The organism is Pseudonocardia sp. Ae717_Ps2 (assembly GCF_001932475.1).
Classification (GTDB): domain Bacteria; phylum Actinomycetota; class Actinomycetes; order Mycobacteriales; family Pseudonocardiaceae; genus Pseudonocardia.
The window spans coordinates 3,088,260-3,114,475 of the sequence record NZ_MCIS01000001.1; the positions used below are offsets into that span (position 1 = coordinate 3,088,260).

Below are 26,216 nucleotides of genomic sequence, written 5' to 3' on the forward strand. Positions count from 1 at the left end.
TCAGGCGGGGGCGCGGGCGACGAGGTGCGCCTCGCCGTTGCCCTCGCGGTGGGCGAGGACCTCGAGGCCGGCGAACGCCGCGGTGAGCTCCCCCGGCGCCGCCCGGAACGCCCCGCCCGTGTCGCCGACCTCGGACAGGACCGTGATCACCAGCAGCCCTCCCGGGGCGAGCGCCGCGGCCATCGCCGGGTAGAGCGCCGGGTCGCGGAAGCGCTGGCACACGACGAGGTCGTAGCGGTCGTCCTCGGCCGGGAACCCGGCGTCGAGGTCGGCCTCCACCCAGCGCACGCGACCGGGCGGCTGCTCGCGGGTGACGAGCTCGGCTCCCGCGGCGAGCGCGGCCGGCGACACGTCGACGGCGACGACGTCGAGCCCGCGCCCGGCCAGCCACACCGCGACGCTCCCCCGCCCGCAGGCCACGTCCAGCGCCCGGCCGGACGACGGGAGCAGGTCGAGGTGCTCGCGCAGGGCGTCCGGCGGGGCGGGGGTGCCGGTGCCGAGGGCGCGGTGCTTCGCGTCCCACCGGTCCCGGTCGGTCCGGGCCACGGTGGGCCTCAGCCCGCCAGGGCGGTCACGACGGCGTCGGTGACCGCGTCCAGCGGGACGTCCTGCTGCTCGCCGGAGACGAGGTCCTTGAGCCCGACGGTGCCGTTCTCCAGGTCCCGGTCCCCCAGGACCAGCGCGAACCGCGCCCCGGACCGGTCGGCGGACTTCATCGCGCCCTTGAGTCCCCGGCCGCCGTAGGCCAGGTCGACCCGCAGGCCCCGGGCCCGCAGCTGCGCGGCGATCACGACCAGGCGGCGCTGCGCGGCGTCGCCGAGGGACACCCCGAACACCTCGACCCGCGCGTCCGACCAGGGCGCGACGCCCTCGGCGCGGCAGGCGAGCAGCGTGCGGTCGACGCCGATGCCGAACCCGACGCCGGACAGCTCCGGTCCGCCGAGGGTCGCCATGAGACCGTCGTAGCGGCCGCCACCGCCGATGCCGGACTGCGCGCCGAGGCCGTCGTGGACGAACTCGAAGGTCGTCTTGGTGTAGTAGTCCAGGCCCCGGACCATGCGCGGGTTCGGCGTGTAGGCGACGCCGAGGTCGTCGAGGTGGGCCAGCACGCGGGCGTGGTGGTCGGCGGCGGCGTCGGACAGGTGGTCCATCAGCAGCGGCGCGTCGGCCATCGCGGCGCGGATCTCGGGGCGCTTGTCGTCGAGCACCCGCAGCGGGTTGATCTCCGCCCGGGCCCGGGTCGCCTCGTCGAGGTCGAGCCCGGCCAGGAACTCCTGCAGCAGTGCGCGGTAGGCGGGGCGGCACTCGGCGTCGCCGAGGGAGGTGATCTCCAGGCGGTAGCCGGTCAGGCCGAGGGCCTTGAACCCCTCGTCGGCGATCGCGATGACCTCGGCGTCCAGGCCTGCGTCGTCCACCCCGATCGCCTCGACGCCGACCTGCTGGAGCTGCCGGTAGCGGCCGGCCTGGGGACGCTCGTAGCGGAAGAAGGGTCCGGCGTAGCGCAGCTTGACCGGCAGCCCCTGCTTGTCGAGGTTGTGCTCGATCACCGAGCGGACGACGCCCGCGGTGCCCTCGGGGCGCAGCGTCACCGAGCGGTCGCCGCGGTCGGCGAAGGTGTACATCTCCTTGGAGACGACGTCGGTGGACTCCCCCACCCCGCGGGCGTAGAGGCCGGTGTCCTCGAACACCGGCAGCTCGATGTGGCCGTACCCGGCGCGCTCGGCGGCGGCGGCGAGGGTGTCCCGCACGTGCACGAACCCGGCCGAGGACGGCGGGAGGTACTCGGGGATGCCCTTCGGCGCGGCGAACGGCTCGGGCCTGCGGGCCCGGCTCACCTGCGGCTCGGTGGCGGTCACGGTGGTTGCACGTCCTCTCCGGGGATCAGATCGGTCCTCCCAGCCTAGAACCGGTGTCTCTCAGCTTTCTCCCCAGGTCGCCCCGATACCCTCACCGCGCGTACGGATGATCAAGTCAGGGAGTTGGCGGGACGTGGCGACGAACGAGCAGCGCCGGGAGGCGGCCAAGCGCAAGCTGGAGGCGCAGCAGGCCCGCCGGGCCGAGCGCGAGCAGAAGCGCAAGCGGAACACGACGATCGCGGCCGTGGTGACCGTGCTGGTCGTCGTGCTGGCCGCGGTCGGGATCTACGCGCTGACCTCGGCCTGGGGCGGCCCCGACGACGCCACCCCGGCCGCCGCCCCGCCCGCCGGTGACGGCCCGGACACCTCCGGGCTGCCGACCGTCCCCCTGCCGAAGCGCCCGACGGCCCTGCCGGCCTCGGTCGACTGCACCTACCCCCGGGCTCCCGAGCCCGCCGCGAAGCCGGTGAACCCGCCGGCCGCCGGCGCCACCCCGGCGCAGGGGACGGTGACCGCGGACCTGCAGACCAGCGCCGGCCCGATCGACCTGACGCTGGACCGCGCCCTCGCGCCGTGCACGGTCAAGAGCTTCGCGAGCCTCGCGCAGCAGGGCTACTTCGACGGGACCTCCTGCCACCGGCTCACCACCAGCCCTGGCCTGCAGGTGCTGCAGTGCGGCGACCCGTCCGGCTCCGGCCGCGGCGGCCCCGGCTACTCCTTCGCCGACGAGGTGTTCCCCGGCCTCACCTACGGCCGCGGCCTGCTGGCGATGGCCAATGCCGGGCCGAACACCAACGGCAGCCAGTTCTTCATGATCTACGGCGACGCCCAGCTGCCCCCGAACTACACCGTGTTCGGCTCGATCGGCACCGCGGGGCTCGCGACCCTGGACAAGGTCGCCAAGGGCGGCGAGTCCGTCGGCTCCGGCGACGGCCTGCCGAGCATCCCGGTCGAGATCCAGCGCACCACCCTCGGCTGACCGGCGCCCCGGCCCGCCCCCGCGTGGGGTGGGCCGGGGTCAGGCCGCGCTGGTGACGCGGTAGACGTCGTAGACGCCCTCGATGTTGCGCACCGCGTGCAGCAGGTGCCCGAGGTGCTTCGGGTCCCCCATCTCGAAGGAGAACCGGGAGATCGCGACCCGGTCGCGCGACGTGGTCGTCGTCGCCGAGAGGATGTTGACCTTCTCGTCGGCCAGGACCTTCGTGACGTCGGACAGCAGCCGGTGCCGGTCGAGCGCCTCGACCTGGATGGCGACCAGGAACACCGACTCCGGCGACACCGACCAGGTCACGTCGACCAGGCGCTCCTCGCGGGCGGTGAGGTCGCCGGCGTTGGTGCAGTCGGTGCGGTGCACGCTGATCCCGCCGCCGCGGGTGACGAACCCGAGGATCTCGTCGCCGGGCACCGGGGTGCAGCAGCGGGCGAGCTTGACGTAGAGGTCACCGAGGGACTGGCCGTCGGCGCCGGTGACGACGACACCCGCGTTGCCCGACGGGCGGCGGTGGCGGACCGTCGACGGCGTCGCCCGCTCGGCGAGCTCCTCCTCGGCCTCCTCCTCGCCGCCGAACCAGGCCACGAGGCGCTGCACGACGTGCTGGGCGCTGGCCTGGTGCTCGCCGACGGCGGCGTAGAGCGCGGAGACGTCGGAGTAGTGCATCTCCCGGGCGAGCGCGGACATCGCGTCGGCGGAGATGAGCCGCTGCAGCGGCATCCCGGTGCGGCGTGCCTCCCGGGTGATCGCCTCCTTGCCCTCCTCGACGGCCTCCTCGCGACGTTCCTTCGCGAACCACTGCTTGATCTTGGCCTTGGCCCGCGGGGACTTCGCGATCTGCAGCCAGTCCCGGCTCGGCCCGGCGTCCTCGGCCTTCGAGGTGAAGATCTCGACGACGTCGCCGGAGGACAGCTGGCGCTCCAGCGCGACGAGCTTGCCGTTGACCCGGGACCCGATGCAGCGGTGCCCGACCTCGGTGTGCACGGCGTAGGCCAGGTCGATCGGGGTGGAGCCGGTCGGCAGGGTGACGACGTCGCCCTTCGGGGTGAAGACGAAGATCTCCCGCGCGGCGAGGTCGAAGCGCAGCGAGTCGAGGAACTCGCCGGGGTCGGCGGCCTCGCGCTGCCAGTCGAGCAGCTGGCGCATCCACGCCATCTCCTCGACCTCGACCTCCTTGTTGCCGCCGCCCTTGACCTCCTTGTACCGCCAGTGCGCGGCGATGCCGTACTCGGCGGTGCGGTGCATGGCGTGGGTGCGGATCTGCACCTCGAGGGGCTTGCCGTCCGGTCCGATCACCGTGGTGTGCAGCGACTGGTAGACCCCGAACCGGGGCTGGGCGATGTAGTCCTTGAAACGGCCGGGCATCGGCTGCCACAGCGCGTGCACCATGCCGATCGCGGCGTAGCAGTCGCGCACCTCGTCGACGAGCACCCGGACCCCGACGAGGTCGTGGATGTCGTCGAAGTCGCGGCCCTTGACGATCATCTTGCGGTAGATCGAGTAGTAGTGCTTCGGCCTGCCCTCGACCTTCGCCGGGATCCGCGCGGAGTCCAGCTGGGCGGACACCTCGTCGATGACCTGGCGCAGGTAGGTGTCGCGCGAGGGCGCCCGGTCGGCGACCAGCCGCACGATCTCCTGGTACTTCTTCGGCTGCAGGATCGCGAAGGACAGGTCCTCGAGCTCCAGCTTCACCGTGGCCATGCCGAGCCGGTGCGCGAGCGGGGCGAACACCTCGATGGTCTCGTTCGCCTTCTTGACCTGCTTCTCCGGGCGCAGGAAGCGCATCGTGCGCATGTTGTGCAGCCGGTCGGACAGCTTGATGACCAGCACCCGCGGGTCCCGCGCCATCGCGACGACCATCTTGCGGATCGTCTCGGCCTCGGCGGCGGTGCCGAACTCGACCTTGTCGAGCTTGGTGACCCCGTCGACCAGGTGCGCGACCTCGTCGCCGAAGTCGGCGCGCAGCCGTTCCAGGGAGTAGTCGGTGTCCTCCACGGTGTCGTGCAGCAGCGCCGCGACCAGCGTCGTGGTGTCCATGCCCAGCTCGGCCAGGATCGTGGCGACGGCGAGCGGGTGGGTGATGTAGGGGTCCCCGGACTTGCGGGTCTGCCCGTCGTGCTTGTCCTCGGCGACGTCGTAGGCACGCTGCAGCAGCACCAGGTCGGCCTTGGGGTGCAGCGACCGGTGGACCGCGGCGAGCGGCTCCAGCACCGGGGTCACGATGGCGACGCGCTGCGGGGTCATCCGCCGGGCGATCCGGGCGCGGACCCGGCGGGTCGCGGACGGGCGTGGCGGCTCGTCGTCGGCAGGCGACAGCGGCCGCGTGGCCGGGTGGGTGCTCGTCCGGTCGACCTCGGTCACCGCACCTCCTGCTCGTGCTCGGGTGGCGGGGAGGTCCCCGCCACCCGAGGATAGTCCGCGTTCGGGCCCGCGTCGTCGTCAGGCGTTCAGCAGGGCGTCGATCCGCAGGTCACCGAGCTTCGCCCGGCCGTTCAGCGCGCTCAGTTCCAGCAGCGTGCCGAACCCGACGACCTCGGCCCCGACGTCGGTGAGCAGCGCGCAGGCCGCGGTGGCGGTGCCACCGGTGGCGAGCACGTCGTCGACCACGTAGACCCGGGCCCCCGGCTCGACGACGCCGGCCGGCAGCTCCAGGGTGGCGCTGCCGTACTCCAGGTCGTAGCTGCGCGACGCGGCGACCGCGGGCAGCTTGCCCGCCTTGCGGACCGGTACGGTCCCGACCCCGGCGACGAGCGCGACGGCGGCGCCGAGCAGGAACCCGCGCGCCTCCACCCCGACGACGAGGTCCGCCTGGCCGGCGCCCGCGGCCAGCTCGGTGGTGACGGTCGCGAAGGACTCCCCGTCCGCCAGCACCGGGGTGATGTCCCGGAACAGCACGCCGGGCTGCGGGTAGTCGGGAACCGAGCGGACCAGCTCGGCGACCCGGAGCAGGTCCTCTGCGGAGTCGCCGCTGATGCCGGGCCCGACCCGGATGCCGTCGACCTGTGCCCCGCTCACCCGCGACGCCGTCCGGTCTTGCCGGTCGGGCGGGCGCCGGGCCGCGGGGCGGCGGGTGCGGAGGAGCTCACGGCGGCGAGGGTGTCGGTGGCCGGGCCGCCGTCGACGTCGGAGTCGGGCCCGGTGTCGGGCCCGGAGTCCGTCCCGCCGCGGCCGGCCGCGCGGGCACGCCGGGCCTCGACCCGGGCGGCCTGGTCCCGGACCCGCTTGTCGCGCAGCTTGATGTCCACCAGCACGGGGGTGGCCAGCAGCAACGAGGAGACGACACCGGAGATCATGCCGACCAGCTGGACCAGGGCCAGGTCGGCCAGGGTGCCGACGCCGAGCAGCCCGACGCCGATCACGAGCAGGCCGAGCACCGGCAGGATCGCGATCAGCGAGGTGTTCATCGACCGCATGAGCGTCTGGTTCAGCGCGAGGTTCGCGGCCTCGGCGTAGGTGCGCCGGGTCAGCTTGAGCAGTCCGCGGGAGTTCTCCCGGACCTTGTCGAACACCACGACGGTGTCGTACAGGGAGAACCCGAGGATGGTGAGCAGCCCGATCACCGTGGCCGGGGTGACCTCCAGACCGATGATCGAGTACACGCCCGCGGTGACGACGATGTCGTTGATCAGAGCCACCAGCGCGGCGGCCGCCATCGCCCGCTCGAAGTAGAACGCCAGGAACAGCGTGACCAGCACGATGAACACGGCGAGCGCGATCAGCGCCTGTGTCGTGACCTCGCCGCCCCAGGTGCCCGAGACCTGCGAGTCGCTGATCGAGGCGGCGCTGGGGGTGCCGTCCGCGCCGAGCGGCTGCAGCTGGGTGAACAGCGCCTCGCGCAGCGGCACGAGCTGCTCGGAGGTCAGCGGCTCGGACTGCAGCACGATCGACGCGGCGTCGCCGGACCCGACGGACTGGGTGACCTCGGGCGCGGAGCCGATCACGCTCTCGTAGACCCGGTCGACCTGCTGGGTGCTGATCGCGCCGTTCGCCCCGGTGGCGGGCATCTGGATCTGGGAGCCGCCGGTGAAGTCGATCCCGAGGTTGAAGCCCCGGAAGACCAGCGACAGCAGGCAGATCGCGATGAGCACGCCGAACCCGATGTACCAGGTCTTCCGGCGGCCGATGATGTCGACGTTCGCGGTGCCGGTGGTGAGCCGGGTCCAGCCCGACATCGACTCGGGGTTCGTCATGCGCCCGCTCCCTTCCCGGTGGTGGCCGCGCGCCTGCCGACGGCCGGCTTCTCACGGCGGTGCCGCTGCCCGATCCGGTCGACGGCCGCGAGCCCGGACAGCCCGGGCCTGCCCAGCGACTTCGACCGGGAGATGAGCACGACCAGCGGGAACGTCACGAGGAACACGACGACGAGGTCGAGGATCGTGGACATGCCCAGAGTGAACGCGAAGCCGCGGACCTCGCCGACGGCCAGGATGTAGAGCACCGCGGCGGCGAGGAAGCTGACGGCGTCGGCGGTGAGGATCGTGCGCCGCGCCCGCTCCCAGGACCGCGGGACGGCCGAGCGGAACGTGCGGCCCTCCCGCATCTCGTCCTTGAGCCGCTCGAAGAAGATGACGAACGAGTCGGCGGTGATGCCGATGGCGATGATGAACCCGGCGACGCCGGCGAGGTCGAGGGTGAACCCGATCCAGCGCCCGAGCAGGATCAGCACCGCGTAGACGACCAGGCCGGACAGGGCCAGCGACAGGATCGTCAGGATGCCGAGCAGCCGGTAGTAGAACAGGCAGTAGGCGAACACCAGGGCCAGTCCGACGGCGCCGGCGAGCAGCCCGGCCTCCAGCGAGGCGAGCCCCAGGGTGGCCGAGACGGTCTGGGCGTTCCCGGAGTCGAACGACAGCGGCAGCGAGCCGTAGCGCAGCACCTGGGCGAGCTGCTGGGCCCGCTCCTGGTTGAACTGCCCGGAGATCTGGGTCTGCCCGTAGATCGGCTGGTTGATCGTGGGGGCCGAGACGACGTCGCCGTCGAGCACGAACGCCACGTTCTTGCCGACGTTGTTCGTCGTGTACTGCCCCCAGGTGTCGGCGCCCTGCGGCTTGAAGGTCAGCGAGACCACCCAGCCTGCGCCCTGCGGGTTCTGCTGGGCCTGGGCCGAGGCGATCTCGGTGCCCTCCAGGAAGGAGGGGCCGAGCAGGTACTTGTTCTGCTTGTCCTCGCTGCACGCGACCAGCGGCTTCGTCGGGTCGTCGTAGCCCTGCAGCGGGTCGGGGGCGTTGCAGTCCAGGGTCAGCAGCGCCTGCAGCTGGGTGGCCTGGTCGGTGCTCTGCCGGGTCTCACGGAGCTTCGTGACCTCGGCGGCGACCCGCGGGTCGTCCGGGGCGAGCCCACCAGGGCCCGGTGCGGGGGACGGCGCGGGCGTCGGCGGCGGGTCCTGCAGCGGCGAGACCTGCGCGACCGGGGCGACGGGGCGGCTCTGCTCGCCCATCCCCTGCGGCTGCGCAGGGGCAGGGCTCGCGGGGGCCGGGCTCGCCGGGGCCTGACCGGTCTGCGCGCCCTGGCCCGGTGCGGGCTGCCCGCCGGCGGCCTGGTTCGCCGGGACCGGGCCCTGCAGCACCTCGCGGAAACGCAGCTGCGCGGTCTGCCCCAGGGAGCGGGCCTGCTCGCCGGCGTCACCGGGGACGGTGATGACGATGTTGCTGCCGTCCAGCTGGACCTCGGCGCCGCTGACACCGAGCCCGTTGACGCGCTGCTCGATGATGTCCTGCGCCTGGACCAGCTGGTCACGCGGCGGTGGCTGCCCGTCGGTGGTGCGCGCGGTGAGCGTGACGCGGGTGCCACCCTGCAGGTCGATGCCCAGCTTCGGCGTGAGGTTGCCGCCCCCGGTGAGGAACACCAGTGCGTACAGCACCACGACGATGCCTGCGAAGGCCGTCAGGTAGCGCCAGGGGCGCACGTGCTGCTGCCCCGACGACGTTGCCACGTGATCGTTCTCCTGATCCGACTCGTGCGGCGGCCGCGGCCTGCCTCACGGTCGGTCGCCGTCCCACCGGGCCGGTGCGGCAGAGCCGCGGCCGGGCCCGGTACGGACGCCGAGGCCGCCGGAACGGGCCGTCCGGCCCGTTCCCGACGTGCTCAGTGGATGGTCGGCTTGTTCTCCGACGCGTCCTTGTCGGCCGACTCGGCGACGGTCTCCTCCGTCGCCTCCTCGGTCGTGACCTTCTCCCGGATCGCCGCACGCAGCCAGGTGGTGACCACGCCGTCGGCGATCTCGAGGTCGATCGTGTCCTCGTACGAGGCGTCGACGATGGTGCCCCGCAGCCCGGACGTGGTGACGACGACGTCGCCGTCCTCCAGCGCCTGCTGCATCGCCTGCGTCTCCGCCATCTGCCTGCGCTGCTTGCGGCCGTTGAGGAACAACGGCACGAACAGCAGCAGGATGATGAGGAACGGCAGCAGTGAGAAGATGCTCGAGCCGCCACCGGCCTGCTGGGCGAGAATTGATGTCATCGTGCGGGGTCTCCGTCTCGTCTCGTAATCGTGAGTGTGCCAGCCGGGACCGACACCGACGGCCTGCCCCCTCCCGGTGGCGGACCGCTCGTCGCAGTGCGGCGGGCCGAACGGCGTCGTCCGGGAGCTGTCGACTGTCCGACCTGCCCCGGAACGAGTCGCACGCCCGGATCGTTCCGACGTCCCGGTCCGGGTCGCCGGTCGGGGCACGCGGTGTCCGGAGGGCTCCGCGCGGTGTGCGGGCACCAGGGTGCCCGTCGTCCCGGCCGGGCGCTGCCCGATCCGTTCGGTCCGTCCGGATCCTCCCATGTGCGACCGGTCGTGCGCTCCGGCGCCCCGGCGGCGCGCCGGGTCAGAACAGCGGGTCGATCCGGTGTCCGGCAGGCGCGTCCGCGGGCGGGGTCAGCCCGAGGTGGGTCCAGGCCAGCGGGGTCGCGACCCGCCCGCGCGGGGTGCGGGCGATCATCCCGGCCCGCACCAGGTAGGGCTCGCAGACCTCCTCGACGGTCCCGGGCTCCTCCCCGACCGCGACGGCGAGGGTCGACACCCCGACCGGGCCGCCGTGGAAGGAGCGGACCAGCGCGCCGAGCACCGCGCGGTCGAGGCGGTCGAGGCCAAGCTCGTCGACGTCGTAGACGGCCAGCGCGTCGCGGGCGACCTCCCGGGTGACGACCCCGTCCGCGCGGACCTCGGCGTAGTCGCGGACCCGGCGCAGCAGCCGGTTCGCCACCCGGGGGGTGCCGCGGCAGCGACCGGCGATCTCAGCCCCGCCGTCGGGGCGCAGGTCGATGCCGAGGATCCCGGCGGCACGGCGGAGCACGAGCTCCAGCTCGGGGACGTCGTAGAACTCCATCTGCCCGGTGAACCCGAACCGGTCGCGCAGCGGACCGGTCAGCGAGCCGGCCCGCGTCGTGGCCCCGACCAGGGTGAACGGCGCGACCTCCAGCGGGATCGAGGTGGCACCAGGGCCCTTGCCGACGACGACGTCGACCCGGAAGTCCTCCATCGCGAGGTAGAGCATCTCCTCGGCGGGCCGGGCGGCGCGGTGGATCTCGTCGATGAACAGCACGTCGCCGGGCACGAGGTTGGACAGCATCGCGGCGAGGTCCCCGGCACGCTCCAGCGCCGGGCCGGAGGTCAGCCGGATCGCGGCCCCCATCTCCTGGGCGATGATCATGGCGAGGCTGGTCTTGCCGAGCCCGGGCGGGCCGGACAGCAGGATGTGGTCCGGCGGGTCGCCGCGGCGACGGGCGCCCTCCAGCACCAGCTGCAGCTGCTCGCGGACCCGGGGCTGGCCGACGAACTCGGCCAGCGAGCGGGGCCGCAGCGACGCCTCGACGTCGGTGTCCCCCGGCTGGACCCCGGCGTCCACGGCGCGCTCGTCGAGCCGGCCGTCGACCCCGGCATAGGGGTCGGGGTCGGTCACCGCGACCGGCCCAGGCTCGACAGCGCGGTGCGCAGCAGGTCCCGGGCGTCGGTGTCGGGGGCGTGGGCCAGGACCGCGTCGACGGCCTGCTCGGCCGGGCGCTGGGTGAAGCCGAGCCCGAGCAGCGCCTCGACGACCTGGTCGCGCACCCCGAGCATCGGGGCCGGTGCGGCCGCGACGGCGCCCGCGGGCACCGCGGCCGGCGCGGTCACCTTGTCGCGCAGCTCCACGACCAGGCGTTCGGCGCTCTTGCGCCCGACGCCCGGGATGCGGGTGAGCACGGCCAGGTCGCCGTCGGCCAGCGCGCGGCGCAGCGTGTCCGGCTCCAGCACCGCGATCGTGGCGAGCGCGAGCCGCGTCCCGATCCCGGACACCGTCTGCAGCAGCAGGAACAGCTCGCGTTCCTCGGCGTCGGCGAACCCGTAGAGGGTCAGCGAGTCCTCGCGCACCACCAACGTGGTCGGCAGCCGGGCCTCGTCCCCGCGACGCAGCCCGCCCAGCGTGGCGGGGGTGGCGTACACCGCGAGCCCGACCCCACCCACCTCGATGACCGCGTGGTCCAGCCCGATCTCCAGCACCGGACCGCGCACCGAGTGGATCACTGACAGGTCCCCTTCCGACGAACGACCGTTCGAGCACCGACGCTACCGGGCCGCACCGACCGGACCGCACGCGACACCACGCCACCACCGGGCGAGAGGGATCAGCGCGCGCGCCACCCGCCGGTCGAGCGGGCGTCGGCGGCCGCGCGGGCCGCGGCCCACTGCTCGGCGGCACCGGGCCGGGCGCCGCCGCGCTCGCGCTGGGCCTCGGCGAGCCGGGCACGGTGCACCGCGGCCAGCTCCTCGGCGCGGGCCTGGGCCTGCGCCATCCGGTCGATCATCGGTGAGCGCCAGCAGTGGCAGATGGCGAGCGCGAGCGCGTCGGCGGCGTCGGCGGGCTTCGGGGGTGCGTCCAGGCCGAGGAGCCGGGTGACCATCGCGGTGACCTGCGCCTTGCCCGCGCGGCCCTCCCCGGTGACGGCGGCCTTCACCTCGCTGGGGGTGTGGAAGGCGACCGGCAGCCCCGCCCGGGCCGCGACGAGCGCGACGACGCCGCTGACCTGCGCGGTGCCCATCACGGTGCGGACGTTGTTCTGGCTGAACACCCGCTCGACGGCGATCACGTCGGGTCGGTGCCGGGCCACCCAGCGCTCCACCTCGTCGGCGACGGCGAGCAGCCGCCGTTCCAGCGGCAGGGCCGGCTCACTGCGGGCGACGCCGACGTCGACGAACCCGACGGTCCGGCCCGCACCGGCCTCGACGACGCCGATGCCGCACCGCGTCAGTCCGGGGTCGACCCCGAGCACCCGCACCGCGTCCCCCTCGCCTCGGACCGCACAGCCGTTCGAGAACCGTACCGGTCGGGACGGTCCCGTCCGGGCGGGCACGCCGGACCGGCGGGTCCGGACCGGGCCGGGCGGACCGGGGTGACGCCCGGGATGACAGGGTGCGCAGGTGACGTCGTTCCTCCGGGTCCTCGCGTGGGTGTGGGCCGCGCTGCTGCTGGTCGTGCTGGTGGGGACGTTCCGCCCCGAGACCCCGGCGATCGGGCTCGCGGGGTCGTTCCTGTCCGGGGCGTACCCGCTGCACGTCGCCCTCGCCGGGGTGCTGGGGATCCTGTTCGGGCTGGCCGCGCGGGCCGCGGGCGCACGGTTCACCGGCGTCGCGACGGCGGTGCTCGCCCTGGCGGCGGTCGTCGGGTCGGTCACGGTGCTGGCCGCGCAGGGCCGGGCCGCGTCCGAGCAGGGCGTCCCGCTGGACTGGACGGCGGCGCTGACCGAGCTGGGCCAGCCCGACGGGAAGCCCGACCGGTCGGTGGAGTTCGCCCCCGGCCGCACGCTGGACCTCTACCTGCCGACCGGCGCGGGTCCGCACCCGACGATGGTGTGGGTGCACGGCGGGTCGTGGACCAGAGGGGACCGCAGCGACCGCACCGCGCTGAATCGGTGGCTCGCCGAGCGCGGCTGGGCGGTCGCCGCGGTGGACTACCGGCTGCCGCCACCCGAGCCCGTCGGCCGCGACCAGCAGCGCGACGTCGCGTGCGCCGTCGACTGGGTCCGCGCGCACGCGGGCGAGGCGGGTCTGGACCCCGCGCGGCTGGTCCTGGGCGGGCAGTCCGCCGGGGCGACGCTGGCGCTGTCGGTCACCTCCGGACTGCTCGACGGGACGCTGGCGTGCTCCGAGGCACCCGCCGCGTACGGCGGCACCGGCCCGGCCGACGCCCCACCGCCGACGCCCGGCCCGCCGCCGGTCGGCGTGGTCGCCTACTACCCGCCCGTCGACCTGACGCTGGTCGACCCCGACCTACAGCGCACCCTGTTCGGCGGCACCGCCGACCAGGCGCCGGGCCTGCTGCGGCTGCTCTCCCCCGCCGAGCAGGTGCGCCCCGGGCTCCCACCGACCCTGCTGCTGCGCGGCTCCGCGGACCACTACGTCCTGCCCGACCGGGTCGCCGCCTACGACCGGCAGCTCCGCTCCGCGGGGGTCGACGGCAGGCTGGTCACCGTCCCCTACGCCGACCACGTCTTCGACCGCCCCTTCGGCAGTCCCGGTGCGCAGCTGACCCGGGAGGCCGTGATCCGCTTCCTGACCGGGCTGAACTGATGCGGGTCGAGATCACCGCACTGGTGGTCGCGTCCCGGCACGCCTACGAGGGCAGGCCCGCCGACGGGCCGCGTCCCGACCCGGAGCCGCCGCTGCGCGACGAGGTCCGGGTACGCGCCGGCCACGGGATCGTCGGCGACCGCTACGCCGGCCACCCGGCGCACGCCCGCGCCGCGGTGACGCTGCTGGCCGCGGAGTCGCTGGACCACCTGCGCACGGTCCTCGGCGACGTCGTCGAGGCCACCGCGACCCCGCGGGCGGCGCGGCGCAACATCGTGCTGCGCGGCGCCCCGGTCGACGCGCTCGCCGCACCGGGCCGGGGCGGCACCGGCGCGCTGTTCGCCCTGGACTCCGGCGACGGCCCGGTCCGCTTCCGCGCGCACCGCGCCGCCGCGCCGTGCCGCTGGATGGACACCGAGATCGGCGACGGCGCGTGGGCCGCGCTGCGTGGCCGGGGCGGGGTCCGCTGCGAGCCCCTCGACGACGGCGTGCTCCGCCTCGCCCCCGCCGAGCTGACGATCCTGGAACCGGCGGCAGCCGCACCGCAGGGATCCACACAGCGGGGATCCACACCGTAGGGACCCGCACAGCACGGATCCGCACCACACGGATCCGCACCACGGGGATCCGCACCACGGGGATCCGCACCACGGGGATCCGCACCACCGAGAGCAGCACCACCGAGAGCAGCACCGCGGGGATCCGCGACGTCGAGAGCAGCGCCACCGAGGCCAGCGCTGCCGGGATCCGCACCGCCGGACGCCGGGCACCGACCGTCCGGCGGGGGGCCCGCACCGTCCGCCGCCACGCTGTAACAGCAGGTAGGAGGGTTTGCGACCCTACCGACGTCGGCACCGCAGGAGGTGACGCCGATGTCGTCCCCGGTCCCGCATCCCCGCCGCCCCGACGTGCCGCCGGCCGTCCCCGCGCAGGCGGGCGTCGTCGTGCACCGGGGTCTGCCCGGGGACCGGGCGACCTGGGCCCGCCGGGCCGTCCTGATCGGGGAGCTGCTGGTCGCCCTGGCCGATGCCGAGGCCGGCGGGCTGGAGCTTCCGCCGTCGCTGGCCGGGCGGCGTGCGCTGCGGGCATGGTCGCGTTCCGCGGAACGCGCGGTGGCCGCGGCCGGGGACGCCGACGCGGTCGTCGCGGTCCACACCGACGACGCCGACGTCCTCGCCGCCGCCGGGCGCGACCTGGCCGCGGTGCTGCGCCACGAGCGCGACACCCGACGCCGCACCGGCCCCCGTGCCACCCCGATCGGCCTCGCGGCCGGTGGCACGACCGACACCACCACGGGCGTCACGGCCGGCACCACAGGCACGGAGGGCACGGCCGGCACGGTCGGTCGGCTCTGCGCGATCCTGCACGCCGCGGCCCGCCGTCAGGACGTCGCGGTCGAGCAGCTCGTCGCGGAGCTGGGCCGCGCCGGCCGCATCCTCGCGCCGGGACATCTGCGCCACCGCTCCGCAGCCGCACACGGCACCGGAGCCGGCACCGCGCCCACCCGGGGAGCGGTCGCCGGCTGACCCGGGCGCGAGGTCAGTGCGCCGCGGCGTCCCAGCTGCGGCCGGACCCGACCGACACCTCCAGCGGCACCGACAGGTCCGCCGCGGCCGCCATCTCCCGACGAACGAGTGCCTCCAGGGCCTCGCGCTCACCCTCGGCGACCTCGAGGACCAGCTCGTCGTGCACCTGCAGCAGCATCCGGCTGCGCAGCCCCTCGGCCTGCAACGCCCGGTACACCCCGAGCATCGCGACCTTGATGATGTCCGCGGCGCTGCCCTGGATCGGGGCGTTGAGCGCCATCCGCTCGGCCATCTCCCGGCGCTGACGGTTGTCGCTGGTGAGGTCGGGCAGGTAGCGCCGCCGCCCGAGGATGGTGGCGGTGTAGCCGTCCTTGCGGGCCTGGTCGACGACTCCCGCGAGGTAGTCGCGCACTCCGCCGAACCCGGCGAAGTAGTCGTCCATCAGCCCCTTCGCCTCCTCGGTGGAGATCCGCAGCTGCCCGGACAGGCCGTAGGCCGACAGCCCGTAGGCCAGGCCGTAGTTCATCGCCTTGATCTTGGCGCGCTGCTCGGGCGTCACCTCGGTGGCCGCGACGCCGAAGACCCGGGCGGCGGTCTCGGCGTGGAAGTCGTGCTGTGAGCGGAAGGCCTCGATCAGCGCGGCGTCCTCGGACAGGTGCGCCATGATCCGCATCTCGATCTGGCTGTAGTCCGCGGTGAGCAGCTCGGCGTACGGCGTGCCGTCCGGCGCGGACCCGACCACGAAGGCGTCCCGGATCCGGCGCCCGGCGGCGGTGCGGATCGGCACGTTCTGCAGGTTCGGGTCGGTGGAGGACAGCCGGCCGGTCGCGGCGATCGTCTGCGAGTACGTGGTGTGGATCCGGCCGTCCTCGGCGACGGACTTCATCAGCCCGTCGACGGTCACCTTCAGCCGGGTCGCGTCGCGGTGCTGCAGCAGGAACTGCAGGAACGGGTGCTCGGTCTGCGCGTAGAGGCTCGCCAGCGCGTCCGCGTCGGTGGTGTAACCGGTCTTGGTGCGCTTGGTCTTGGGCATCTCCAGCTCGTCGAACAGCACGACCTGCAGCTGCTTGGGCGAGCCGAGGTTGATCTCCTTGCCGATCACCTCGTAGGCCTGCCGCGCGGCCTCCCGGACCTGGGTGCCGAAGTCGGACTCCAGGTCGGACAGGGTCTCGCCGTCGACGGCGATCCCGGCGGCCTCGCAGTCGGCCAGTACGAACGCCAGCGGCAGCTCGAGGTCGGCCAGCAGCTCGCTGCCGCCCCGCTCGGCGAGGTCGGCGTCGAGGGCGTCGGCGAGCTCGGCGATCGCCGAGGCCGCGAGCATCTCCTGCTCGGCGGCCCGGGCGTCGGCCTCCTCCTCGCCGCCCAGCAGCGACAGCTGACCGTCGGCGGGCTCCTCGGTGCGCAGCTCGCGACGCAGGTAGCGCAGCGCGAGGTCGGCCAGGTCGAAGGTCCGCTGCCCCGGCTTGGCCAGGTACGCGGCGAGCGCGGTGTCGCTGGTCAGCCCGCCCAGGGTCCAGCCCCGCGCACGCAGCGCGTGCAGCACCGGCTTCACGTCGTGCGCGGCCTTGGGCACGGACGGGTCGGCGAGCCAGTCGCCCAGCGCCGCCTCGTCGTCCGGGGTGAGGCCGGTCAGCGCGAGGTAGCCGGCGGCCGGGACGCCCGCGGTGGCGCCGGCGGCCCGCTGCTCGACCGTCGGCTCACCCGCGGCGAGCGCGATCCCGTCGAGGTCGCGCCCGGCGATCGGGCCGGTGACCCCGGCGAAGCTCACCGCGACGCGACGGCCGTCGCGGGCGTGGGTGTCCAGCCAGGCCCGCACCGCGCCGGGGGCGACGACCTCGCCGGCGACCTCGAAGACGGACTCGGCCTCGGGCTCGGCGGAGGACAGCGTGGAGAACAGCCGCTCGCGCAGCACCCGGAACTCCAGCTCGTCGAACAGGCGGTGCACCGCGTCCCGGTCCCAGGGGCGCAGCTCGAGCTCCTCGGGGTCGGCGCCGAGGTCGACGTCGCGCACCAGCTCGGTGAGCTGGCGGTTGAGCAGCACGTTCGCCAGGTTGGCCCGCAGGTTGTCCCCGGCCTTGCCCTTCACCTCGTCGACCCGGTCGGTCAGCTCCGCGAGCGAACCGAACTCCCGGACCCACTTGGCCGCGGTCTTCTCCCCCACCCCGGGGATGGAGGGCAGGTTGTCCGAGGGGTCGCCGCGCAGCGCCGCGAAGTCCGGGTACTGGGTCGGGGTGAGCCCGTAGCGCTTGTCGACCTCGGCCGGGTCGATCCGGCCGAGGTCGGACACGCCGCGCTTGGGGTACAGGACGGTGACGTCGTCGGTGACCAGCTGGAACGCGTCACGGTCCCCGGTGGTGATGAGCACCTGGAAGCCGCGCGCCTCGGCCCGGGTGGCGAGGGTGGCGATGAGGTCGTCGGCCTCGTACCCGTCGACGGCGAAGACCGGGATGTTCAGCGCGCCCAGGACCTCCTTGATGAGGTCGATCTGGCCGCGGAAGTCGTCCGGCGTCGACGAGCGGTTCGCCTTGTACTCGGCGTAGCGCTCGGAGCGGAAGGTCGTGCGGGACACGTCGAAGGCCACCGCGAGGTGGGTCGGCTCCTCGTCGCGCAGCAGGTTGATCAGCATCGAGGTGAAGCCGTAGACCGCGTTCGTGGTCTGCCCGGTTCCGGTGCGGAAGTTCTCCGCGGGCAGCGCGAAGAACGCCCGGTAGGCCAGGGAGTGGCCGTCGAGCAGCAACAGGCGCGGCTTCGCCGGTGCCTTCTTCTTCGCCGAGGCCGACTTCTGGGTGCCCTGCGTCGCTGTGCTCATCGGCGGCGAGTCTAGAACCGACCCCCGACAGTGAACGCGGCCGCGGGTCGGCTCCCGGACGGGCCGGCCCCGGAGACGACGGTGCGGCCGCCCCACGAGGGGGACGACCGCACCGGGACGGGACGCGCCGCTCAGCCGACCTCGGCCATGACCTCGTCGGAGACGTCGAAGTTGGCGTAGACGTTCTGGACCTCGTCGGAGTCCTCGAGCGCCTCGATCAGCTTGAAGACCTTCTTCGCGCCCTCGGCGTCCAGCTCGACCTGCATCGACGGGACGAAGACCGCCTCGGCGGAGTCGTAGTCGATCCCGCTGCGCTGGAGCGCGGTGCGCACCGCGACGACGTCGGTCGGCTCCGAGACGACCTCCCAGCTGTCGCCGAGGTCGTTCACCTCCTCGGCGCCGGCGTCGAGGACGGCCATCAGCACGTCGTCCTCGGACAGGTCGGCCTTCGGCAGCACCACGACGCCCTTGCGGTTGAACAGGTACGCCACCGACCCCGGGTCGGCCATGGTGCCGCCGTTGCGGGTCATCGCGGTCCGGACCTCGGTCGCCGCCCGGTTCCGGTTGTCGGACAAGCACTCGACCAGCACGGCGACCCCGTTCGGGCCGTAGCCCTCGTAGGTGATCGTCTGGTAGTCGGCGCCACCGGCGTCGGCACCCGAACCACGCTTGACCGCACGGTCGATGTTGTCGTTCGGGACCGAGCTCTTCTTCGCCTTCTGGATGGCGTCGTAGAGCGTCGGGTTGCCGTCGGGGTCACCGCCGCCGGTCCGGGCCGCGACCTCGATGTTCTTGATCAGCTTGGCGAACATCTTGCCGCGGCGGGCGTCGATCACGGCCTTCTTGTGCTTGGTCGTCGCCCACTTGGAGTGACCGCTCATCGGCTCGTCTGCCCACCTCTCGTGCTCGCACCACGCACACGACGCGCGGTGAGGGGCAGGTCCGACGCCCCGCAGCGCGAGCTGCGGTCGGGCCGACCTGCGGGAACCCGTCAATGCTACCGACGACGCGGCTCCGCGCCGGGTCGGGCCCGAGCAGACCCCGCCCCACGAGGACACGTGCATGAACCGCTATGGTTCGCCACCACGTCCCGTCGGGAACCCGGCGAGGACTACTCTGACAACCGTTGTCGGCACCTGCACCGGGCGCCGGTCGCGAGAGGAGCGCACGTGTTCGGAGCAGTGGCAGGCAAGGCCGTGGGGCTCGTCGTGAGCGGGCTGGCCGGCGCGGTCGCCTACGACGGCGTCAAGAAGGTCGCACGCTCCGGCGCCGTCCGCGAGGCCGCCGTCTCGGTGACCACCTGGGGCCTCAAGGGCGCCCGCGCCGCGGAGACCGGCGCCGAGAAGGCCCGCCTGGCGACCGCCGACATCGTCTCCGAGGCCCGCGGCCGCATCGGCGAGGAGGCCCCCGCGCCGGGCAACGGGCACGGGCACGGCCACGAGCACTGATCCCGGTCCTCCGGGCACGACGAGCGAGACGAGCGAGACCGTGAGCAGCGACACCGCCGGCCCGGAGGCCACCGTCCTCAGTGACGCCGCGGGCCGCGTCCGCTTCGCCGTCCCCGCGCTGCGCGGGCGGACGGCGCTGGCCGTGGCCGTCGAGGACGAGCTGGACCACGTCGGCGGGGTGCGCCAGGTGCACGCCTACCCGCGCACCGGCAACGTCGTGGTCTGGTACCGCCCCGGCTGCCACCGTGTCGAACTCGTCGAGGCCATCGGCAAGGGCCTGGGCGCCGAGCCGGAGGCCACCGCGGCGCGCACACCGCGCTCGGCCGACCAGCACAACGGCGAGCTGGCCCGCCTGGTCGTCGGTGGCGTCGCGCTCGCCGCACTGGGATTCCGCCGCTACGCGCTCCGCCGCCCGCCGCTGCTGGGCCCCGCCAGCCGCACCGTCGCCACCGGCGTCACGATCTTCACCGGCTACCCGTTCCTGCGCGGGGCGCTGCGCGCGCTCGCCGGCGGGAAGGGCGCGGGCACCGACGCGCTGGTGTCCGCGGCGACCGTCGCGAGCCTGGTGCTGCGCGAGAACGTCGTCGCGCTGACCGTGCTGTGGCTGCTCAACATCGGCGAGTACCTCCAGGACCTGACGCTGCGCCGCTCCCGGCGCGCCATCTCCGAGCTGCTCACCGGTGCCACCACCCGCACCTGGACCCGGACGCTCGCCCCCGACGGCAGCACCGTCGAGGTCGAGGTCGACATCGCGGACCTGTCCGTGGGCGACGAGGTCGTGGTGCACGAGCGGATCGTGCTGCCCGTCGACGGCGAGGTCGTCGAGGGCGAGGGCGTCGCCGACCAGGCCGCGATCACCGGCGAGCAGCTGCCGGTCTCGGTCGCCCCCGGCGACACCCTGCACGCCGGGTCGGTGCTGCTGCGCGGGCGGATCGTGGTCCGGGCGACGGCCGTCGGCCAGGACACCGCGATCGGCCGGATCATCGACCGGGTCGAGCAGGCCCAGGGCGACCGGGCCCCGATCCAGACCGTCGGCGAGAACTTCTCCCGCCGGTTCGTGCCGGCGTCGTTCCTGCTCTCGGCACTGACCCTGATCGCCACCCGCGACGTGCGGCGCGCGATGACGATGCTGCTCATCGCCTGCCCGTGCGCGGTCGGCCTGTCCACCCCGACCGCGATCTCCGCGGCGATCGGCAACGGCGCCCGGCGCGGCATCCTCATCAAGGGCGGCGCGCACCTCGAGGCGGCCGGGCGGGTCGACGCGGTCGTGTTCGACAAGACCGGCACCCTGACCCAGGGCCGCCCGATCGTCACCAACGTCATCTCCTTCCACGACGACTGGTCGCCCGAGCAGGTCCTCGCCCACGCCGCGTCGTCGGAGATCCACTCCCGGCACCCCCTGGCCCAGGCGGTCATCCGCTCCACCGAGGAGCGGCGGATCGAGATCCCGCCGCACGAGGAGTGCGAGGTCCTGCTCGGCCAGGGCATGCGGGTCCAGGCCGACGGCCGGGTGCTGCTCATCGGGTCGCGCGACCTGCTCCGCGCGCAGGGCGTCACGGTGCCGCGCAAGGCCGCGGACTGGGTGCGACGGCTGCAGAAGGCCTCGGAGACCCCGCTGCTGCTGGCCGTCGACGGCACCCTGGTCGGTCTGGTCTCGCTGCGCGACACCGTGCGTGCCGAGGCCCGCGACGTGCTGGAGCGGCTGCGCGCCGACGGCGTCACCCGGATCGTCATGCTCACCGGCGACCACCCGCAGACCGCGAAGGCCGTCGCCGAGGAGCTCGGCATCACCGAGTACCGGTCCGAGGTCATGCCCGAGCAGAAGCAGGACGTCGTGCGGGCGCTGCAGGAGCAGGGCCACACCGTCGCGATGATCGGCGACGGCACGAACGACGCCCCGGCACTGGCGCTGGCCGACATCGGGATCGCGATGGGCGTGGCCGGTACCGACGTCGCGGTGGAGACCGCCGACGTGGCCCTCGCCGCGGACGACCTCGGCGCGCTGCTGGACCTGCGTGACCTGGGACGCCGGTCGATCACCCTGATCCGGCAGAACTACGGCATGTCGATCGCGGTGAACGCGGCGGGGCTGCTGGTCTCCGCGGGCGGCGCGATGTCACCGGTGGTCGCAGCGATCCTGCACAACGCCTCCAGCGTCGCGGTCGTCGCGAACAGCTCCCGACTGATCCGCTACCGGCTCCCGGCCGCCGCACCGGCCACGGTCGTCGACGGCGAGGTCGTGCGGGCGGACGCCCGGTAGAAGGTCTGCGCAGCGGGGTGGAACAGCAGCACGACGGCGGCGAGCAGCTCCGCCACGTGCAGCGCGCGCAGCGCGGCGGCGGCCAGCTCGGGGCCGGTCGCGGTCGTCAGGAACAGCCCGACCGATCCCCCGCCCGCCAGCGCCCGCAGCGGCCCCACCACCAGTGACGCCGTGCCGAGGACCCCCAGGACACCGACGACGGTCCAGCGGTGCACGTCGTGCCCGGAGAGCAGCTGCACGACCAGCACGCCCAGCACCAGGTAGATCCCGCCGCGCGCGAGGATCTCCACGACCGAGGGTGGCACCGGGCCCGCCAGCCGGACCAGGGTCTCGGCGAACCCGGCCAGGATCGCGCCGAGCCACAGCGCCACGCTCAGCCCCACCGCGGACGGCAGGGCCGGGCGCGACCCGGTGGGCACGACGGTGCTGGTCATGACCCCATGCTCCCCGCGGCGGGCCGATCGGCCCACACGGCGCTCCCCCGGGTGCACCTGGGGCAACCCCCACCCCGGGGGCCCGGTGACGGAACCGAGTTGCCCCTCGCCCATCAATTCGTACTACCGTACAGATTGTGGACGGACGACACACCCGCAGCGCACGGACCCGCGCCGCGCTGCTCGACGCCGCCATCGAGATCATCTGCACCGACGGCGTCGCCGCGGTGACCCAGCGCGCCGTGGCCGCCAAGGCCGGGACGTCCCTCGCCTCGACGACCTACCACTTCCGCACCGCCGACGACCTGCTCGTCGCCGCGTTCGAGGCGACCAGCTCCCGGACCATCGCCGACATGCGCCGGACCGCGCGCGAGGCCGTCGAACGCGGGGCCGGGATCGTCGACGCGGCCATGGCCGTCGTGGCCCGCGCCCCCTACGGCGACCGACTGCCACCGGACGGGGTCGTCCAGCTGACCCTCAGCGCGATCCACAACCCGCGGCTGCGCCCGATGGCCGAGGCGTTCGTCGAGGAGCTGGCCGCGCTGTTCGCCCCGCTGACCGCGTCCCGCGACACCGCACGCACCCTCGCCCGCTCGCTGTCCGGGCTGATCCTGCACGAGATGGCGCGTGGCGCCGACGCACCCACCGCGACCATGCGCGCCGACGTCACACGGCTCTTCGCCGCGTTCGGCGTTCCCGACCACCCGACGCCCGGTCGGCCACCGGCCGACCCGCCACACCACGAGGACCAGGAGCCACGATGACCGTCACCGCCGCATGGCCGACCGCCCGGTCGAGCCGGACCGCCGTACTCGCCCAGTTCGGCGAGACCCGCGCCGACCTGATGCAGTGGGCCCTGACCACCGGCGATCCGCTCGCCGACGCCGTCGTCGACGAGATGCACGCGCTCGGGACGGCGACGGCGCGACCGCTGCTCAACCGCGGGATCGAGCACGGCCTCGACGCACTCGACGACCCGCCGCCCGCCCTCGCCGCGCTGCTGCGGCAGACCGAGACCCCGCCCGACTACGTCGACGACGAGCTGCTCGACGAGTTCCCTCGCCCCTGGTTCAGCTCGCCCACCCCGGTCCACATCCTCTCGCTCAGCGCGGGCGCCCTCGTCCGCGTGTACGAGTCACCGTCGATCGCGAAGGTCCTGTCCACCACCGGCCGCCTCGTCGACCGCGCCGACAAGCGGCTCTCCGAGACCGGGGCCTGGCTGACCCAGGCGATGCTGCCCGGCAACCTGCGCCGCGGGCGGCCCGGCTACGTCGCGACCCTGAACGTCCGCATGCTGCACGCCCACATGCGCAGGCTCGCACTCGACCGCGGGTACGACAGCACCGCCGACGGCGTCCCCATCAACCAGGTGGACCTCGGGCGGACCTGGATGGACTTCACCCTGACCTCCTTCGTCGCGGAGGAACGGTTCGGGTTCGACCTCACCGGACGCGAGCTCGACGGCCTCTACCGCTACTGGTGGTACATCGGACACCTGCTCGGGATCGATGCCCGGCTCGTCGAGGGGATCACCAGCCACGACGCGGCCCGCCGGATCGACGACGTCCTGCAGACCGTCACCGGGCCCGTGTCCGACGACTCCGCGCGTCTCGCCGCCGCGACCCTCGACTCGATCTCGGTGCTGCTCCGGGGCCTGCTCGGAGTCCCGCCGCGGCTGTCCCGGCCCGCACTCGACGCGATCACCCGCCGCATCCACGGCCCGGCGATGAGCCAGGACCTGCAGATCCGGCACGCTCCGGTCGCCGACGCCCTGCTGACCCCCGCCGTCGCCGGGTTCCGCCGTGCCCGGACCGTGCGCCGACGCTCCCCCGAGCGGTGGCACGCGGGCATCGACTCCACCGTGGCCGCGGAACGCCGGCGGACCGCCGAACCCGGCGAGCCCACCGCCTACCAGCGCGGCGCCACCGGCTCGACCGACTGACCCGCCGCGGCGCCACCCGGTGGTGGCCGCGCCGAACCACCCCGTGGCGGCCCGCACCGCATCAACCGGTGGCGGCCCGCACCGCATCAACCGGTGGCGGCCCGCACCGCATCAACCGGTGGCGGCCCGCACCGCATCAACCGGTGGCGGCCCGCACCGCATCAACCCGGCCCGCACCGCATCAACCGGTGGCGGCCCGCACCATGTCGACGAACAGTGCGTGCACCCGCCGGTCCCCGGTCAGCTCCGGGTGGAACGAGGTGGCGAGCACCGGGCCCTGCCGCACCGCGACCGCGCGGCCCGAGGCCTCACCGGCATCGGCACCGGTGCTGGTGACGGCGGGGACGGTGGCGAGCACCTCGACCTCGCCGCCGGTCTTCTCCACCCACGGGGCCCGGATGAACACCGCGTGCACCGGATCACCGGTGAGCCCGGTGAACTCCAGGTCGGTCTCGAAGGAGTCGACCTGCCGGCCGAACGCGTTGCGCCGCACGACGACGTCGAGCCCGCCGAGCTGGTGCTGATCGGGCCGCCCGTCCAGGATCTCCTCGGCCAGCAGGATCATGCCGGCGCACGAGCCGTAGGCGGGCAGTCCCTCACGCAGCCGGGCACGCAGCGGCTCCAGCAGCTCGAAGGTGTCGAGCAGCTTCGACATGGTCGTCGACTCACCGCCGGGCAGGACGATGCCGTCCACCGCGGCCAGCTCGGACGCACGGCGGACCGGCACGGCCTCGGCACCCGCCCCGGTCAGCGCCGCCACGTGCTCGCGGACGTTGCCCTGCAGGGCCAGCACACCGATCCTCACCGCCATGCCGACCAGCGTAGACCCGCCCGACCTGCGGCAACCGCCCGTCCGGGGGTGAGCCGCGGCACCGTACGGCGACCTCCCCGTCGAACGCGGCCCGGCGTCCGCGCCGGTGCCCGCGCCGACCGGGGTGGTCGCCCGCCGCAGGGCCGGGTCAGCCCGCCTCGACCTCGCCGCGCTTGGCCTGCTTCGTGGCGGCGTTGCGGAGCGCCTCGGCGACGGCCGGGGCCACGCTCTGGTCGAACACGCTCGGCACGATGAACGACGGGTTCGGCTCGGCGACGACGTCGGCGATCGCCGCGGAGGCCGCGAGCATCATCTCGTCGGTGATGTCGTGGGCCTGCGCGTCGAGCAGGCCGCGGAACACGCCGGGGAAGGCGAGCACGTTGTTGATCTGGTTCGGGTAGTCCGACCGCCCGGTCGCGACGACGGCGGCGTGGCGCATCGCCAGCGTCGGGTCGACCTCGGGGTCCGGGTTGGCCAGCGCGAACACGATCGCGTCGTCGTTCATCGACCGCAGCTCGGTCTCGCCGAACAGGTTCGGCGCGCTGACCCCGATGAAGACGTCGGCCCCGACGAGCGCGTCGGCCAGCGTGCCCTGCTTGCCGTCCTTGTTGGTCTGCGCGGCGATCGAGGCGAGGTTGTCGTCCATCCCCTCGCGTCCGGTGTGGACGATGCCGTCCACGTCGACGGCGACGACGTCGGCGGTCTCCTCCGACCCGAGCAGCCGGATGATCGCCGAGCCGGCCGCACCGACCCCGCAGACGACCACGCGGACGTCGGAGAACTTCTTGCCGACCACGCGCAGCGCGTTGCGCAGCGCGCCGAGGACGACGACGGCGGTGCCGTGCTGGTCGTCGTGGAAGACCGGGATGTCGAGCAGCTCGCGCAGCCGGCGCTCGATCTCGAAGCAGCGCGGCGCCGCGATGTCCTCCAGGTTGATGCCGCCGTAGCCCGGCGCGATCAGCTGGACGGTGCGGATGATCTCCTCGGTGTCCTGGGTGTCGAGGCAGACCGGCCACGCGTCGACGTTGGCGAACTGCTTGAACAGCGCCGCCTTGCCCTCCATGACCGGCATCGCCGCGGCGGCGCCGATGTTGCCCAGGCCGAGCACCGCGGACCCGTCGGTGACGACGGCGACGGTGTTGCGCTTGATCGTCAGACGGCGGGCGTCGGACGGGTTCTCCGCGATCGCCATCGACACCCGCGCGACGCCCGGGGTGTAGGCGCGCGACAGGTCGTCACGGGTGCGGAGGTTCACCTTGGAGCGGACCTCGATCTTGCCGCCGAGGTGGAGCAGGAAGGTCCGGTCCGAGACCTTGCGGACCGAGAAGCCCTCGAGCTGCTCGATGGCGGCCTTGATCTCCTCGACGTGCTCGGTGTTGCGGGCGTTGACCGAGATGTCGACGACGAGACTCTCGGTGCGCGCCTCGACGACGTCGAAGGCGGTGACGACGCCGCCGACCTGGCCGACGGCGGCGGTGAGGTCACCGGCCGAGGTCGGGTTGGCGGGGGCGTCGACGCGTGCGGTGATGGCGTAACCGGGACCGGGAATGGACACGGCCCCGAACAGTACCGCCAGGCGTGTGGTTACCGGGGCGTCAACGATGTGACG

23 protein-coding genes are annotated in these 26,216 nt (G+C 74.0%); 8 read left to right on the top strand and 15 right to left on the bottom strand.

Translation table 11 applies throughout. The features are described from left to right. Both Ae717Ps2_RS14340 and hisS read right to left on the bottom strand, forming a co-directional pair. Entirely contained in the window at window positions 1–546 is a 546-nt protein-coding gene (locus tag Ae717Ps2_RS14340) for a bifunctional 2-polyprenyl-6-hydroxyphenol methylase/3-demethylubiquinol 3-O-methyltransferase UbiG (RefSeq protein ID WP_075306027.1), read from the bottom strand. An 8-nt stretch (window positions 547–554) separates the two neighbouring features. After that, window positions 555–1,856 (bottom strand): histidine--tRNA ligase, encoded by a 1,302-nt coding sequence (hisS, locus tag Ae717Ps2_RS14345; RefSeq protein WP_020625475.1) that lies wholly within the window; start codon window positions 1,854–1,856, stop codon window positions 555–557. A 133-nt stretch (window positions 1,857–1,989) separates the two neighbouring features. On the opposite strand from hisS, the gene Ae717Ps2_RS14350 reads away from it, so the two are divergent. Continuing rightward, entirely contained in the window at window positions 1,990–2,835 is an 846-nt protein-coding gene (locus Ae717Ps2_RS14350) for a peptidylprolyl isomerase (RefSeq protein ID WP_075306025.1), read from the top strand. Between the two features lie 39 nt (window positions 2,836–2,874). On the opposite strand, the gene Ae717Ps2_RS14355 is transcribed toward Ae717Ps2_RS14350, so the two are convergent. The 8 genes from Ae717Ps2_RS14355 to ruvC form a co-directional block, all read right to left on the bottom strand. Next, window positions 2,875–5,163: a bifunctional (p)ppGpp synthetase/guanosine-3',5'-bis(diphosphate) 3'-pyrophosphohydrolase gene (locus tag Ae717Ps2_RS14355; RefSeq protein WP_143510534.1), complete on the bottom strand. Its 2,289-nt coding sequence runs from the start codon at window positions 5,161–5,163 to the stop codon at window positions 2,875–2,877. A 123-nt stretch (window positions 5,164–5,286) separates the two neighbouring features. Next, window positions 5,287–5,820: an adenine phosphoribosyltransferase gene (locus Ae717Ps2_RS14360; RefSeq protein WP_075334272.1), complete on the bottom strand. Its 534-nt coding sequence runs from the start codon at window positions 5,818–5,820 to the stop codon at window positions 5,287–5,289. Between the two features lie 38 nt (window positions 5,821–5,858). Further along, a complete protein-coding gene (secF, locus tag Ae717Ps2_RS14365) occupies window positions 5,859–7,037 on the bottom strand; it encodes a protein translocase subunit SecF (protein ID WP_075306022.1) in 1,179 nt (392 codons plus the stop codon). Beyond that, entirely contained in the window at window positions 7,034–8,779 is a 1,746-nt protein-coding gene (gene secD, locus Ae717Ps2_RS14370; protein WP_083695981.1) for a protein translocase subunit SecD, read from the bottom strand. The genes secF and secD overlap by 4 nt, the downstream gene beginning before the upstream one ends. 152 nt (window positions 8,780–8,931) lie before the next feature. Continuing rightward, window positions 8,932–9,306: a preprotein translocase subunit YajC gene (gene yajC, locus Ae717Ps2_RS14375; RefSeq protein ID WP_075306020.1), complete on the bottom strand. Its 375-nt coding sequence runs from the start codon at window positions 9,304–9,306 to the stop codon at window positions 8,932–8,934. A 352-nt stretch (window positions 9,307–9,658) separates the two neighbouring features. Then, on the bottom strand, window positions 9,659–10,678 hold the full coding sequence (gene ruvB, locus Ae717Ps2_RS14380) for a Holliday junction branch migration DNA helicase RuvB (protein ID WP_198932306.1): 1,020 nt from the start codon (window positions 10,676–10,678) through the stop codon (window positions 9,659–9,661). Between the two features lie 50 nt (window positions 10,679–10,728). Next, window positions 10,729–11,334, bottom strand: a complete 606-nt coding sequence (ruvA, locus tag Ae717Ps2_RS14385) for a Holliday junction branch migration protein RuvA (protein WP_075329803.1) — start codon at window positions 11,332–11,334, stop codon at window positions 10,729–10,731. 101 nt (window positions 11,335–11,435) lie between these two features. Continuing rightward, window positions 11,436–12,086: a crossover junction endodeoxyribonuclease RuvC gene (gene ruvC / locus Ae717Ps2_RS14390; RefSeq protein WP_075306014.1), complete on the bottom strand. Its 651-nt coding sequence runs from the start codon at window positions 12,084–12,086 to the stop codon at window positions 11,436–11,438. Between the two features lie 142 nt (window positions 12,087–12,228). Here ruvC and Ae717Ps2_RS14395 point away from each other — a divergent pair, with 142 nt between their 5' ends. The 3 genes from Ae717Ps2_RS14395 (at window position 12,229) to Ae717Ps2_RS14405 (ending at window position 14,903) form a co-directional block, all read left to right on the top strand. After that, window positions 12,229–13,377 carry an alpha/beta hydrolase gene (locus tag Ae717Ps2_RS14395; RefSeq protein ID WP_075333490.1) on the top strand — a complete coding sequence of 383 codons (1,149 nt, stop codon included), beginning with the start codon at window positions 12,229–12,231 and terminating at the stop codon, window positions 13,375–13,377. Beyond that, window positions 13,377–13,955, top strand: coding sequence for a molybdenum cofactor biosysynthesis protein (locus tag Ae717Ps2_RS14400; RefSeq protein ID WP_075306010.1), 579 nt, complete (start codon window positions 13,377–13,379; stop codon window positions 13,953–13,955). Before Ae717Ps2_RS14395 ends, Ae717Ps2_RS14400 begins: the two co-directional genes overlap by 1 nt. 294 nt (window positions 13,956–14,249) lie before the next feature. Continuing rightward, window positions 14,250–14,903 (top strand): hypothetical protein, encoded by a 654-nt coding sequence (locus Ae717Ps2_RS14405; RefSeq protein WP_075306008.1) that lies wholly within the window; start codon window positions 14,250–14,252, stop codon window positions 14,901–14,903. A gap of 13 nt (window positions 14,904–14,916) precedes the next feature. Here the strand turns inward: Ae717Ps2_RS14405 and polA are convergent, their stop codons facing one another. Then, on the bottom strand, window positions 14,917–17,712 hold the full coding sequence (gene polA / locus Ae717Ps2_RS14410; RefSeq protein ID WP_083695858.1) for a DNA polymerase I: 2,796 nt from the start codon (window positions 17,710–17,712) through the stop codon (window positions 14,917–14,919). Window positions 17,713–17,843: 131 nt separating this feature from the next. Further along, window positions 17,844–18,593 (bottom strand): YebC/PmpR family DNA-binding transcriptional regulator, encoded by a 750-nt coding sequence (locus Ae717Ps2_RS14415; protein WP_020621849.1) that lies wholly within the window; start codon window positions 18,591–18,593, stop codon window positions 17,844–17,846. Window positions 18,594–18,881: 288 nt separating this feature from the next. Here Ae717Ps2_RS14415 and Ae717Ps2_RS14420 point away from each other — a divergent pair, with 288 nt between their 5' ends. Together Ae717Ps2_RS14420 and Ae717Ps2_RS14425 are read left to right on the top strand one after the other, a co-directional pair. Next, the gene (locus Ae717Ps2_RS14420; protein ID WP_226362629.1) at window positions 18,882–19,160 is read left to right on the top strand and encodes a DUF1490 family protein; all 279 of its coding nucleotides are present in this window, start codon (window positions 18,882–18,884) and stop codon (window positions 19,158–19,160) included. Between the two features lie 40 nt (window positions 19,161–19,200). Further along, window positions 19,201–21,420 (top strand): cation-translocating P-type ATPase, encoded by a 2,220-nt coding sequence (locus tag Ae717Ps2_RS14425; RefSeq protein WP_139318738.1) that lies wholly within the window; start codon window positions 19,201–19,203, stop codon window positions 21,418–21,420. Here Ae717Ps2_RS14425 and Ae717Ps2_RS36135 read toward each other — a convergent pair. Continuing rightward, the gene (locus tag Ae717Ps2_RS36135) at window positions 21,351–21,854 is read right to left on the bottom strand and encodes a hypothetical protein (protein ID WP_139318739.1); all 504 of its coding nucleotides are present in this window, start codon (window positions 21,852–21,854) and stop codon (window positions 21,351–21,353) included. The genes Ae717Ps2_RS14425 and Ae717Ps2_RS36135 overlap by 70 nt on opposite strands. A gap of 137 nt (window positions 21,855–21,991) precedes the next feature. Between Ae717Ps2_RS36135 and Ae717Ps2_RS14430 the strand changes: the two genes are divergently transcribed. Together Ae717Ps2_RS14430 and Ae717Ps2_RS14435 are read left to right on the top strand one after the other, a co-directional pair. Continuing rightward, a complete protein-coding gene (locus tag Ae717Ps2_RS14430; RefSeq protein ID WP_075306719.1) occupies window positions 21,992–22,618 on the top strand; it encodes a TetR/AcrR family transcriptional regulator in 627 nt (208 codons plus the stop codon). Further along, the gene (locus Ae717Ps2_RS14435; protein ID WP_020621854.1) at window positions 22,615–23,796 is read left to right on the top strand and encodes an oxygenase MpaB family protein; all 1,182 of its coding nucleotides are present in this window, start codon (window positions 22,615–22,617) and stop codon (window positions 23,794–23,796) included. The genes Ae717Ps2_RS14430 and Ae717Ps2_RS14435 overlap by 4 nt, the downstream gene beginning before the upstream one ends. A gap of 181 nt (window positions 23,797–23,977) precedes the next feature. Here the strand turns inward: Ae717Ps2_RS14435 and pdxT are convergent, their stop codons facing one another. Further along, window positions 23,978–24,607, bottom strand: a complete 630-nt coding sequence (gene pdxT / locus Ae717Ps2_RS14440; protein ID WP_020621855.1) for a pyridoxal 5'-phosphate synthase glutaminase subunit PdxT — start codon at window positions 24,605–24,607, stop codon at window positions 23,978–23,980. A gap of 148 nt (window positions 24,608–24,755) precedes the next feature. Then, entirely contained in the window at window positions 24,756–26,162 is a 1,407-nt protein-coding gene (locus Ae717Ps2_RS14445) for an NAD-dependent malic enzyme (protein WP_020621856.1), read from the bottom strand. Window positions 26,163–26,216 lie beyond the last annotated feature (54 nt).